We start from the raw sequence: 14575 nt of genomic DNA on the forward strand, positions 1-14575 counted from the left end.
TTTATTATTCTACCCAAGCTTTACTTCTTTCAACTGCTTTTTTCCAGCCTTTATAATCATGAGCTACTGTTTCAGGACCTATCTGTGGCTTAAAAGTCTTCTCTGTTGTTAGAATAGTTTTAAGCTCTTCTTTATCTTTCCAGAAACCAACAGCTAAACCTGCTAAGAAAACAGCACCTAAACCGGTAATTTCATTAATCTTTGGTTTTGAGATTTCAGATTGTAAGATATCAGATTGGAACTGCATTAAGAAATTGTTCTGCACAGCGCCACCATCTACTCTTAAACCTGCAAGATCAAGACCTGTATCTTCTTTCATGCACTCTAAAACATCTTTTGCTTGATACGCGATCGCTTCAAGTGCTGCTCTAATAATATGCTCACGTCTTGTATCTCTAGTTATACCTACTATTGTCCCACGAGCATACATATCCCAATATGGCGTACCAAGACCAACAAAGGCTGGTACTAGATATACACCATTTGTTGAATCAATCTTTGTTGCATAATACTCACTATCCTCAGCAGAACGTACAAGTCCTAAGCCATCTCTTATCCATTGAATAACTGCACCAGCAATAAATACACTACCTTCTAGGGCATAAGTTGGTTTGCCATTTTCTGCCCATGCAATAGTCGTAAGAAGACCTGCATCAGAAAATACTGGTTTATCGCCAACATTCATTAGCGCAAAACAACCTGTTCCATAAGTATTTTTAGCCATACCTTTTTCAAAACAACAATGTCCAAACAATGCTGATTGCTGATCGCCTGCAACTCCAGTTATTGGAATTCTAGCTCCACCTAAAGTACTTTCATGCGTGTGACCAAAATCACCACTTGATGATCTAACCTCTGGCAACATTGACTCTGGAATATTTAAATATTCTAAGATTTTTTTATCCCACTCTAATGTATTAATATTAAACAACATTGTTCTAGAAGCATTTGAAAAATCTGTTGCGTGAACCGCACCTTTTGTCATATTCCAAATCAACCAAGTATCAATCGTACCAAAGAGTAAATCACCTTTCTCTGCCTTATCTCTAGCACCTTCTACATTATCTAATATCCACTTGATTTTTGTAGCTGAAAAATATGCATCGACTATAAGTCCAGTGCTTTTACGAATATAGTTTTTAAGCTCTTCATCTTTATTAATTTCATCACATATATGCGATGTTCTACGACATTGCCAAACTATAGCATTATAAACTGGCTGACCTGTATTTTTATCCCAGACAACTGTTGTTTCCCTTTGATTAGTAATACCTATTGCCGCAATATCACGAGGAGAAACTCTAGCGTACTCAAGTGCCTCTCTAACAATACTACTTTGCGACGCCCAGATTTCCATAGCATCATGTTCTACCCAGCCACTTTTAGGATATATTTGTGTAAACTCTTTTTGTGCAATCTTTTTTATATTTCCTTTTTTATCGAAAATAATAGCACGTGAGCTAGTTGTTCCCTGATCTACTGCTAAAATAAACTCTTTTGACATGATTCTAGTGTTCCTTTTTTAAAAAATTAAAACAGATTTAAAATATATTTTAAGCTTTTTTCTCCTTAATAAAAAGTGACAATACAACTGATAACAACATTAGTATAGGAAGAATTAGTAAAGCATATTTAAAAGATTGCAAATGATCAAATCCTGCCTTATCTAAAAACGTCACAGTATATCCTACAAAAGGTTGTAGCACAGCACCACTTAAAGGAATAAAAAGGTTTACCATAGCAAGACCTGTTGCAATATATAGAGGACTAATATGTGCGCGTAATATTGTAAAGTTCAATACATGCACAGCCTGCATTCCACCCCATAAAACACATAAGATACACATAACAACTGGATTAAGATGCAAATACACAATCGCTATAACTATAAAAAACCCAAACACCGAAGCTAGAGTTAGTAAGATCTTTTGTTTATTTAAGATAGTTGCTATAACACCCCACAATGGACTAAAGACAGCAATTCCGATAAATATCATAGATGAAGCTAATCCAGCGTATTCTTTAGGATATCCATCTAAACTTAAGAATCTATAACTCCACAAGTCTGCAAATAGCGCTGTAGTACCATAAATGGTAAAACAAAAAAAACCATTAAGTAAAATCTGTTTAATTTTAAAAACAATTGGGATATCTTCTATCTTTGTATGCGTATCTGCTAGCTCATCAGTATCTTTTTGATTATGAGGTTCATTTGATGATATAAAAAATACTACACTTAAAAATAATAGCAATGAAACTACTAATATAGCCGACATAATCACCTGAATACTAAAATGATTTGCTAAAATAACTAATGGTAAACCAGTAATAGTACCAGCGCCGTACATTAGCATTTGAGTAGCTCCAGTAAATAATGGGAATGTTCTTTTTGGTAGCCATATTGCTATTGCTTTTAATGAACATAAAAAGGCAAAACCTCCTCCAACACCAGCTAGTACTCTATATAAAATTAAATACTCTTGAGATGTTGATCTTGTTGCAATAAAAACTCCTACAGAAAAAAGAAAAGTACTAACTAGCATAATTTTCTTAATGCCAAACTTATCAATTAAAATCCCTGCCGGTAATTGAGAAGCTACATATGCCCAGTAGAATGCTGAACTAAAGACACTAATTTGCTCTGGGCTAAGACTATATGGAGCAATTATAAAACTATTATATAAGGAGTTCCCAGAAGCTCTGACAATAAACTCAAGAGCATAGAAAAATGCGCATATAAACCATATAGTAAAACCAACTCTAGTTATCTTCTGCATATATGAAAAAAAATTAGTGATTAATTAGGGAATTATGCGTCAAAACTATAGTTATGTAAACAAGATAATATCGTTATAAGCATCGATTTAAATACTTATTTTATAACTTATCATCAATCTTTTTTTTCACCTGATTTTAAATTAAATATATATTTACAATTTTTATGTTTATATTAATTTATTTAGTTGATAACAAGCTTTGAATTAACAAAAGTTAATTAGACAAATAAGATATAAAAGTATAAATTTAATCTCAATAAACCAATTCACATACAACACGATGCAACAATTACGATTATCACTTATACTAATTATTGGTATAAGTTTTTACTGTTATGAGTTTTTTCTTAGAATATTAACTGGTGTCTACCAAGAACAAATAGTTCAACACTTTAACATATCAACACATATTGGATTCTCATTTTTAGTATCTAGTTACAATATTACTTATCTTCTAATGCAGATACCTGCTGGCATATTACTCGATAGATTTGGTAGTAAAAAGATTCTCATATTTGCAACAGTCACTTGCGGAATTGGGAATGTAATATTTATATCAGGTGGTTATGAGTTAGCATTATTTGGTAGACTTTTGGTTGGTATTGGCTCGTCATTTGCTTTTATAGGAGTTCTAAAACTAACTCTGGAAAACCTAAATTCCAAATACTTCTCTATAATTACAAGTGTTGTTATTTCTCTAGGCACATTGGCAGCTGCTTTTTCTCAAAATATTAGTGTTCTACTATCTAGTTATGACACTTCTTGGATAAATATATTTATTTACTCTGGGCTTATAGCCTTTCCTTTAGCGCTATTATTCTTTATCGCTCTACCTAAAGAAAAATATTCAATATCTCTAATGCCTAAATTTGATCAAATATTTGAAGTAAGTAAACAGCTTGTAAAGAATAAAAGCCTTTGGCAGAACGCTGTTTGGGGAGGACTACTATATGTACCAACTGTTGTTTTAACTTCTCAATATGGTATTTTATACTTTAAACAGTCATATGGCTTTGGTGATATACTCTCAACTACACTTATCACATCGATATTTATAGGTTGGATTATATTCTCTCCGATTAAAACTCTACTTTGTAATAGATTTGATAGCAAAAATATAATCAACATCTCAATACTTGGAGTTGGTATAGTTTGCATATTAATAAATCTAGGAATATTTAAGAACTCAGCGATATTTATTACATTTATATTTGGCATGTTTTCTGCGTCACAAGTTTTGGTTTGGTACTATTTTAATAAAATATGTCCAAAGAACTTTGCAGCAATAGGCGTAGCTCTAACAAACATGATCATAACCTTAGTTATTGAAATCGGTCAGCTTGTGGTTGGCTCATCTATTGATGTAGGTAATTTAATGAATATCCAAGCAAACATTAGTATAACTACAATATTTATTGTTTGCCTATTTTTTGCTTTTATGGTGTTACAAATGATGGCTAGAAATATTGATCATAGTAAATAGAACTATGGCTTATTAAAGACATACCTAAAGACCATAAAAACTATATTTATTATAATCACACCAAGCATAATACCTAAAGCCCTATAGAGTCCATCTTCAATCACCATCCGCATACTATCGTTAGGAAAACATGTTATACATATAGCAACTGCTGCTTGTAGTCCTGTATATTGATAGCTTTTATGAGCTAAACTATAATAAATAAAGAAGGTAGCAAAACAAAAAAAGCTAATAAAGAATATAACAATACTTACTGATGATAAGAAAATAGTAATAACCCCTGAACAAACACCTAAAATGCAACCATAGAATCTTTGTTTCCCTTTAAGCAAGCTACCACTATTATTAATACCAGCTATAGTTATTAAACAAATAACCATATTAAGAGATCCTCCAGGAATCTTTAGAGTTTCCCAAACTATAATAGCTATAACAATTGATACAGTCAGAATCGCAGAATATAAAAAAGCATCTTCTTTAGAGGACTTTGTAGGAGTAAATTCAGCACCTCTTGCTAACTTATATACAAAAGAAAAAACAACACACGTACAAACGATTGCAATGCAATTAGAGATAAGTCGATATTCAGCAATACTAAAGCCGATATTAGGATCAAAGAGAATGCCAACACCAATAAACAATATATGTACTGTAATAAATAGTGTAAAGTAATTTTCTGCAATAACTTTTGATACATAAAACCCTATTGCCCCCAATAATATTAATACTATCAAAGTTAGCAAAGGGTAACTTGAAAAGATTAATACTATCAAAATAGCCACTACACTGCCAATAATAGTACCCAACACCCTTCTTGGAGCCTTGTATAAAATCATATTAAGATTTGGACTAAGTATAGCAAAGACAGTCACCGCCCCCCAATAAGGATACTTCACATGTAAGAACAAACAAATAAATAAACTAAATATACACGTTAATGTTGCTACAGCCGCTATTTTCAAATATAAATTAGAATACTCAATATAAAATAACTCTTTAAATAAACCAAACATGAGCATCTGCACCTACTGAGAAGTCTCTACTTAAGTCCGTTTTATCTATCTTTATCATAACTGGAAAACGCTGGTCTAATCTAACCCAATCAACATACAAGCTTACTTTTGGTAAAGCACTGTTTTGACTATACTCAGGCCTACTTACCGCAGTATCTTTATGAATAACAATACCTGTCAAGAAATGTAACCCTGTCACACTTGTTGTTATTCTAACTTTCTGTCCAACCCTAATTGAAGATAAATAAGACTCTTTAACGTTCGCTATAACCACCCAGTCCTTATTGTCAACAACTGAAAATAGGGATTCCCCCTTTGTTACATAATCTCCTCTGGCTAACCTAAAGTTACTTATTTTCCCCGTAATTTTTGCTTTCACCTTACATTCATCAATCTTGTTCTCTATTTGCTTTTCTTGAGTTTGTAAGATTTTAATTTGATCGTTCGTATTAATTAGGTTAGAAGTTACATTTTCAACTCCTTGCTTATATTTTAACAAATCAGTTTGCTGATTAATAAGAGCATGTTGTTTTTTGGCATATTCAATATCTGAAATAGCTTTTTCTTGATGTAGGTCCCTGTATCTAAGTATATCTTGTTTTGATATTTTCAAATTCGCTTGTGCATTTCTATAAGACGCTTCAGCTAACTTTAGAGCCACAAATAAGCTTTTTTTATAATTTTGTTGAAAGTTGATATTTGCTTGAATTGTATTTCTTTTTAGTTTTTCATCCTTACAATCTAATTCAAATAGAACCTCTCCTGCCTTTACAATTTGACCGTTATGGACATCCACCTTAAGTACTTGACCACTAACCTTAGAATTAACTCTTGAAATATTACTATATAAATAAGCATCTCTAGCAAATATCTCATCAAAGCTGGTATATACCTCAAAGATGACGAATAATCCTATAATAATAAATATAATTTTTATAAGAGGTCTTTTATACTTCATAACAATATCATTTCAAAACTAAATCACTGAACACTTTATCAAAAACGATATCACAACATGATCGATCGTTCAATATATAAGAAGCAAATAATAACAATGCAAGATAAATATCCTATATAGAATAATGTTTAAACTCAAATATTATATAAGCTAAACTTTTACTAGATTAGCAATATCTGCTAAAAGAATTTTTTGGCCAACATCACTGCCAAAATCAACTGTAAAAAACTCTTTTGAACCTTGAGTTTGAGATTTAACAAATACACCTTTACCAAAAACTTTATGATAAACTCTATCACCAGGATTAAAGCTATCTCCTTTAGAATTATTTGACTTAAGAAAATCAAACGCCGAGACACCAAAGTTAGATTTTTGTCGCACCTTAGGTTTTGGCTTATCTATACTATGACTCTTACCTTCACTTAGATGCTCGTCATCTATCTCAGTTAAAAACCTAGATTTAACCTGAAAACTACTACGACCAAATATGTTACGTACTTGAGCATAACTAATAGTCAAAGCTTTCATAGCTCTTGTTATTGCTACATAAAACAATCTTCTTTCTTCTGCCAGTTTCTCCCGCATTTTTTTAGAATGCGTACTATCAAAAGCTTCTTCTGCATTAATGATTGAGCTTGGAGGGAAAACACCCTCTTCAGCAGCTACCATAAATACATATTTAAACTCTAACCCTTTTGAAGCATGGATAGTCATCAGTTGAACACTATCTACAGTCTCATCAGCTTGCATATCTCCAGCTTCTAGTACAGCGAATGATAAGAAGTCTTGTAAAATATCTGTATTATCATCAAGTAGTTCTATCTGAGGTTCAAAGTCTTTTGCTGCACTTATAAGCTCTTTTAAGTTATCTATTTTTTGACGATCTTTTTCTGTATTTTTCTCTTCATAAGAAGCTAATAAACCACTTTTATTAATCACATACTCAAGTAACTTATCCAAACTTAGCTCACTAATCTGACTAGATATCTTATTAATCAATTCTATGAATTTAAATAATAGTCCTGCTGTTCTTTTAGTCACAAGCTCTCTTTGAATTACCTCAAGTGTAGCCTGCCAATATGAAATTGAGTTTATTTGAGAAAAATTTCTAATAGTTTCTAGAGTTTTATTACCAATACCTCTAGTTGGAGTATTAATAATCCTTTCAAAAGCTAAATTATCACTATTTGTTACAGCTAATCTTAGGTATGCCAACGCATCTTTAATTTCAGCTCGATCAAAGAATTTGAAACCACCATAAATTCTATAAGGAATACTTGCATATATAAAACTCTCCTCTAAAACACGCGATAAATAGTTAGAACGATAGAGTATTGCAACATCACTATAATCGACACCTTGCGAATGTAGATTACGAACTTTCTCAATAATATACTTAGCTTCATCACGCTCATTTACTGCGCAATAAACCTCTACCTTTTCACCCTCTTCGGCTGCTGACCAAAGCTCTTTTGACATCCTGTTATCATTATTCTTAATTACAGAATTTGCTGCTTTTAGAATATTTTTGGTTGAGCGATAATTTTGCTCGAGCTTTATAACCTCAACATTATTGATATCTTTGACATAATTATGAATATTATCAACAACTGCTCCACGCCAACCGTATATTGATTGGTCATCATCACCAACAGCCATAGTATAGTTGCTATTTGTAGCTAAAAGTTTTAGCCACATATATTGCACTTGGTTTGTATCTTGAAACTCATCAATAAGGATATATTTAAATAAACTTTGGTAATATTCTCTTAATTGTTGATTTAATGAAAAAAGCTCGTATAAATACAAAAGAAGATCTGCAAAATCTAAAGCATTATCTAATAGTAAACGTTCTTCATAAGCCTTATAGATATGGCTATAGTTCACTTCATATTGATTAGCAAGTTTATTACTACGTATAGCCTTATCTTTTTGCTTATTTATAAAATTCTGTAATAGCTTAGGAGGATATTTCTTATCATCTAAGCCTAAATCTTTTATAACTCTTTTTATAAGCTGTGCTTGTTCATCTTGATCTAAGATTCTAAAATTCTTATCTAGTCCAAGCTCATGAGCATGTTTACGTAATAGTCTATGTGCAATACCATGAAAAGTTCCTATCCACATACCAAATGTCGATATACCTAGCATACTTTCAACACGTTGCTGTATCTCTCTAGCAGCCTTATTAGTAAATGTTACAGCTAGGATATTATCTATAGCTACACTTTTATTTTGACAAAGATAAGCTATTCGAGATGTGAGAACTTTTGTTTTACCACTACCAGCACCTGCTAGTATTAAAGAATTACGGTCTTCTAGCAAGGTTGCTTTTTGTTGTTGAGGATTTAATCCTGATAAAAATTTATTAGACATTAGAAATTATATTTTTAAAATAGCTGAAAGTATTTTAACAAAAAATTAGAAGATTAATTGAGACTTTTATTATTTAATTAAATTTGCAGACTCTTCATTTGGATTATGTAAAGTTTGTACATAGTCTAAAGTACTATTGATAACTTTGTTTAACCAACCACGTATTGCCCACATTATGATAGCAATCACAACTACAACAATACCTATAACTAAGAACACATGTCCATAAACTGCAATACTTTGTAGCTTAGTAAAGTGTTGTCCTGATGGAGGCGCTGTTAGAGCACCTACAAAGCCACCAACAGGTCCAGCAATCATTGTAGTAATCAACCACATCCCTTGAGCAAAACCACCCATTTTTGAAGGGAAAAGCTCTGCCACCATTGATAAACCAAGAGCAGATATTAATAGCTCGCCAGTTGATTGTAACCAATAGCTTAATACTAACCACCATCCAGATACAATACCATTAGAAGTAGTAAACTGAGGAAGATATAATACTAAGAATGCTAATGCACACAGTGTCATTCCAATACAGAATTTAGTGATATGAGTTCCTGGAACCTTTTTATACAGAACAGATAAAATCGGTGACATTATAACAATAACTAAAGGATTTAATACCTGCCATTGTTCTGGTTGAATAGTTAAACCTAAGAACGACTTATCAACGTTATTAATAGCGAAGAAGTTTAATGATGTAGGCATTTGTTGATACAACACAAAGAATATTACACCTTGTATAATTAAGATAAATGCCACAATCATTCTCTTTCTTTCATGAGAGTTTTGTTGTCCCATTTTTACAAAGAAATACACAATAGCTATTACTGCAATAATAGTTACTATTATTCTACAAACTTGTGTTTTCTCTAAGATACTACCAACAATAGCAATAGCGATTATACAACCAACTAAAACCACAAATAGCTTAGCAAAGCTAAACTTTTTAAGTCCTGCCTCACTCGAGATATGTGACATCTTAGAATAGAAAACTGTATAACATAATAAGCCCAAAAACATACCCACGGCAGAAACTAAAAATGCATGTGTATAACCATATTTGACAGCTATAATAGGAGTCATCAACATAGAAAAGAATGAACCTATATTAATAGCCATATAATAAAGAGTAATCGCTCCATCCTGAGCAGGATCACCTTTTTTGAAAAGCTTTGAGATTAATGATGTTGGATTTGGCTTAAATAAACCTCCACCAATAGCTACACCTGCTAAAGAGTAAAGAACTATAGATGTACCATTTACACCTATCCAACCACCTATAACAGATGATAGACTTAAACATAGATATGATAAGAATAAAATTGTCGCACCTACAGCAACAGTTCTTTTTGCGCCTAGGTAGTTATCACCTATCCAACCACCTATCAAAGGCCCTCCATATAAAAGTGCAGAGAAAGAGCCAAAGATCAGCATAGAATCTCCTTCACTGAAGCCTAAACGCTTTGTAAAATAAACAGCTAATATAGCTTGTAAACCATAAAACCCAAACCTCTCCCATAGCTCGAGTGTCCACAAGACCCAAAATGGAGCTCGCATACTTCCCTTATTCGTTTCCGACATATTTTAATTTCCTTTACATTTAAAATTAATATTTTAATTAAACCTCTCCCTCAAAAAAAAGGAAGTAGGCATATAACGCTCTTCTTCATCTTATATAACTAATTTTTATAAATCTACAAGTTGTCACAGCAGATATAAAAGATAATTTCTGAATTAATCAGCCTATTTAATTCTTTATAGAAGATGTTTATCCCTAGTGCAAAAGAAGGCATGCAAATCTAAAGATAATACGAGAAAAACATTCTATAACAAGTCTGAGCATAGTTTTCAAATGTGTAATTGAGTATTTATTTAGTTTTAGAATAATTTCATGGAATAAATATAATTTTAGTGACTCTTCCCTAAAAAGAAATCTTCATTTGGATTATGTAAAGTTTCATTAACATGAGCTCGTGTACTCTCAATGACTTTGTTTAACCAGCCTCGAGATACCCACATAATAATAGCTACAACTGCAACAAATAGACCTATTACTAAAAATACATGACCATAAACTGATATGCTTTCTAGTTTAGTGAAGTGTTGGCCTGCTGGAGGAGCTGTTAACGCACCTACTATCCCACCTATAGGACCTGCAATCATTGTTGTAATTAACCACATCCCTTGAGCAAAACCACCCATTTTTCTCGGGAATAACTCAGCTACCATAGACAACCCTAAAGCAGAGATTAACAACTCACCAGTAGACTGAAGCCAATAGCTAAGCACAAGCCACCATCCAGATACAATACCATCAGATGTTGTAAACTGAGGAAAATATAAAACCAAAAATGCTAAGGCACAAAGAGTCATACCAAAACAAAATTTTGTCACATGTGTTCCTGGTACTTTCTTATACAAAACAGACAAGATAGGCGACATTAAAACGATTACTATAGGGTTTAATACCTGCCATTGCTCTGGCTCTAAATTCATCCCCAGAAAATGAGTATTAACATTATTTACCGCAAAGAAGTTTAGTGATGTCGGCATTTGCTGATATAACACAAAGAAAATTATTCCTTGGATAATAAGTATCAAAGCTACAATCATTCTTTTTTGCTCGTGTTTATCTTGTTGGAACATTTGCATGAAGAAGTATATTAATGCACCAATAGCAATTGCGGCAACAATAATTCTACATAAATTAGTATTCTCAAGAATATTACCAACTAGCAGTATTGCAACAAAAGCTCCAACAATTACAACTACCATTTTTGAATAGCTCATTTTTCTTGAGCCAGCCTCAGTCATGATATGCTTAATTTTAGGATAGAAAATAGTATAGCTTAATAAACCTAAAAGCATACCAAAAGCTGAGCAAAAGAATGCATGCATATAACCATACTTCGCCGCAACAATAGGAGTCAATAGCATTGATATAAAAGAACCTATATTAATAGCCATATAATAAAGGGTCATTGCCCCATCTAATGCTGGATCACCTTTATCATATAATTTTGAAATAAGAGAGCTTGGATTTGCTTTAAATAAACCACCACCGATAGCAACACCTGCTAAGGCATACATCACCATTGCTTTCTCACTAATGCCAAAGACTTCTGATAAATTTGCGGATATACTTAAACAAAAATATGATATAGCTAAAAGACCCGCTCCAATAAAAATTGTTCTTTTTGCTCCTAGATAGTTATCACCTATCCATCCACCTATCAAAGGGCCTCCATATAAAAATGCTGAAAATGATCCAAAAATTAGCATTGAATCAGCATCACTAAAGCCAAGATGCTTAGCAAAATATATTGCTAAGATAGCTTGTAGACCATAATATCCAAAACGCTCCCACAATTCTAGAGTCCACAGAACCCAAAAAGGAGCTCTAACACTCCCTTTACTTACTTCTGACATAAGTTTACCTCATACTTAAAATTGACAATACGAGCTAAGTCCTCTTAGATAAAAGAGTCAATAGCACTAGTTTTCATCATATAGCAGAGAATTTTATAAATCTAGAAACTTAGATATGTCTGAGCATAAAAATTATAAAACTTAATCAAGATTAAATTATCATATAAATTTAAATTAATTTTTAGATGTTAATGAATATGCATAGATATTTTGGAATAAAAAAACTATAAGCACCGCAAGTAATACTCCTATTGCAAGACCTTGCTCTTGAAATACGTATCCTAATACACTAATAAATCCAACTAGAAAAACTATAAGTAAAATTGAACTTAAAAAAACAATAATATTCTTCTTTAAATAAATAAGTATTGGGGCTGCCAAACAACCGATCAAAATTATACTTTGTGTTATTATAAAGATAGTTAAAATATTACTTCCAGAAGTATATTTCTCACCATAGATCAACAATAAGTCTTTGCCAAAGAAGAATATAATGACTACGAGTGTTATACATAAACCACCTATAATAATAAAATGCTTATTTAGAATAACTCTAACATCTAAAAGTTTCTTATTATAAATAGCTATTGCAATAGGGGCTAATGCCACTGACTGTATACACGCAATAAAGTTATTAGCAATAACTTGCGAAAATGATGCTGCTGTTGCAAAAATTCCCACACTATCTTCATTAGCTAAAAAAACCTCTGCTCCTATAATAGCTAAATATGGCAAAGTAAATAATGCCAAAGTATAAGGTAGCCCAGATAATCCAGAGTTAAGCCAGCTTCTATACTCAATCTTATCTCTAACTGGGGTAAATATTTTCATTCTTTTAGCTAAGATAAATAGCATCACTGAAAATGTAACAATCCAAGCTAACATAAATAATACTACTGCTATATGCGATCTTCTAAATGATTCAACAAAAAACATTAAACTTGCTAGGAAAAGCATAGATAAGTTTATAAGTATCTTAAATAAAGCATTTGCTAGTATAGGTTTTGAAAAAGAAATTAAAACTCGATAGAAAAAAAATGTTAATGCCATAACAGGAATAAAAATCACAGCAATAAAAACAGGATGAGTATATTTCAATAGAAATACATTTTTTGAGATCCAATAAGTACAAACAGCCATTATATAGTAAAAAATACTCAAAAGAGCAACTATAATAAATACATATATGACAAAAGCTTTTATTTGTCCTTCTTTCTGAGCTTTAATAGATACCGCTATTACATTAGTTGCTATAACATCTGCTCCTAAGAGAGCTATCATATACGCAACTGATGCGACACTATAGGCAGCAGAGAAATCACCAAAATCTTCTGGCCCAAGATATCTGGCTATAATTACAGTAGCAATAAAAAAAGCTATTGAGGCTATTAGTTGGATAAAGAGTAAAATTATTCCTCTTCTCATATGAAGCTATTAAATAAATTAAGATTATTCAAAGTTTGTAATATTTCATAGATTAAAGCAATAAAATATTATGAACGAAGAGATTTTTTATTAATTTACTTAGAATTAAAAAGAGCACTTGTAAAGTCTTTTGCATTGAAAACTTGAAGATCATCAATCTTCTCGCCAACACCTATAAATCTTAGCGGTAATCCAAGCTTTCTAGCAATTGAAAAAATAATACCACCCTTAGCAGTTCCATCAAGCTTTGTTATTGTTATACCTGTAAGATCAACAATTTCATGGAAAGCTTCAGCTTGGCTAAGAGCATTACCTCCTGTAGTTGCATCAACAACTAACATAACTTCATGAGGAGCAGAGCCATCAACTTTCTTTATAACTTTGACAACCTTTTTAAGTTCTTGCATAAGATTATCTTTATTATGCAATCTACCGGCAGTATCAGCTATCACAACGTCTATTTCTTTTGATTTAGCAGAAGTAATTGCATCATATATAACTGAAGCACTATCTGCACCTTCATGCTGATATATAACTTGGGTATTATTCCTATCACCCCACTCACGAAGTTGCTCAACAGCGGCTGCTCTAAAGGTATCTCCTGCAGCAAGCATAACAGATTTACCTTGAGACTGTAGCTTCTTAGTAAGCTTTCCAATAGTTGTGGTTTTACCTACCCCATTAACACCTACGACTAATATTACATAAGGAGTCTTATCTGAATCAATCTCTAGAGGTTGCTGGCATGGTAAAATTATTTCTGTTAGCTTCTGTTGAATTATCTCATTAAGCTTATCAGCTGTTTGTAACTCATTCCTAGCAACCTTTTCACGCAAGTGCTCAACTATTTCATCGGTTGCCTCAACACCAACATCAGCAGTTAAAAGTTGCATTTCAATATCTTCAAGAAGCTCTTCATCTACAACTTTTTGTCCCATTAATATGGTACTTAAACCACCACCAAATTTACTTGCGGTTTTTGAAAGTCCAGACTGAAGTCTTGAAAATAGTCCTTTTTTATTATCATCTGACTCGATAGGAGAAGCATCAGAGCTCTCAATGTTCTTTTTTTTTCTAAAAAGCATTTTTATTCTCTAAAAATTGTATATTA

General features: G+C 32.2%; 10 protein-coding genes. 1 reads left to right on the plus strand and 9 read right to left on the minus strand.

Annotated elements, in window-relative coordinates; all coding sequences use genetic code 11:
• Positions 1-4: 4 nt before the first annotated feature.
• On the minus strand, positions 5-1504 hold the full coding sequence (gene glpK / locus FIP56_RS09090) for a glycerol kinase GlpK (protein ID WP_192578589.1): 1500 nt from the start codon (positions 1502-1504) through the stop codon (positions 5-7).
• 49 nt (positions 1505-1553) lie between these two features.
• Entirely contained in the window at positions 1554-2777 is a 1224-nt protein-coding gene (locus FIP56_RS09095) for an MFS transporter (protein WP_192578590.1), read from the minus strand.
• 280 nt (positions 2778-3057) lie between these two features.
• On the opposite strand from FIP56_RS09095, the gene FIP56_RS09100 reads away from it, so the two are divergent.
• The gene (locus tag FIP56_RS09100) at positions 3058-4260 is read left to right on the plus strand and encodes an MFS transporter (protein WP_192578591.1); all 1203 of its coding nucleotides are present in this window, start codon (positions 3058-3060) and stop codon (positions 4258-4260) included.
• A 2-nt stretch (positions 4261-4262) separates the two neighbouring features.
• Here FIP56_RS09100 and FIP56_RS09105 read toward each other — a convergent pair whose 3' ends face one another.
• The 7 genes from FIP56_RS09105 to ftsY form a co-directional block, all read right to left on the minus strand.
• The gene (locus FIP56_RS09105; protein ID WP_192578592.1) at positions 4263-5273 is read right to left on the minus strand and encodes an FUSC family protein; all 1011 of its coding nucleotides are present in this window, start codon (positions 5271-5273) and stop codon (positions 4263-4265) included.
• Positions 5257-6231 (minus strand): biotin/lipoyl-binding protein, encoded by a 975-nt coding sequence (locus FIP56_RS09110; RefSeq protein ID WP_192578593.1) that lies wholly within the window; start codon positions 6229-6231, stop codon positions 5257-5259. The genes FIP56_RS09105 and FIP56_RS09110 overlap by 17 nt, the downstream gene beginning before the upstream one ends.
• A gap of 150 nt (positions 6232-6381) precedes the next feature.
• Positions 6382-8607 (minus strand): UvrD-helicase domain-containing protein, encoded by a 2226-nt coding sequence (locus FIP56_RS09115; RefSeq protein ID WP_192578594.1) that lies wholly within the window; start codon positions 8605-8607, stop codon positions 6382-6384.
• Positions 8608-8676: 69 nt separating this feature from the next.
• A complete protein-coding gene (locus FIP56_RS09120; RefSeq protein WP_192578595.1) occupies positions 8677-10191 on the minus strand; it encodes an oligopeptide:H+ symporter in 1515 nt (504 codons plus the stop codon).
• A gap of 327 nt (positions 10192-10518) precedes the next feature.
• Complete coding sequence (locus tag FIP56_RS09125; protein WP_192578596.1) at positions 10519-12039, minus strand: oligopeptide:H+ symporter; 1521 nt, start codon at positions 12037-12039, stop codon at positions 10519-10521.
• Between the two features lie 174 nt (positions 12040-12213).
• Complete coding sequence (locus FIP56_RS09130) at positions 12214-13464, minus strand: oligosaccharide flippase family protein (protein WP_192578597.1); 1251 nt, start codon at positions 13462-13464, stop codon at positions 12214-12216.
• A gap of 95 nt (positions 13465-13559) precedes the next feature.
• On the minus strand, positions 13560-14549 hold the full coding sequence (gene ftsY, locus FIP56_RS09135; RefSeq protein WP_192578598.1) for a signal recognition particle-docking protein FtsY: 990 nt from the start codon (positions 14547-14549) through the stop codon (positions 13560-13562).
• Between the last annotated feature and the right edge of the window lie 26 nt (positions 14550-14575).

It is taken from the genome of Francisella sp. LA112445, assembly GCF_012224145.1.
Taxonomy (GTDB): domain Bacteria; phylum Pseudomonadota; class Gammaproteobacteria; order Francisellales; family Francisellaceae; genus Francisella.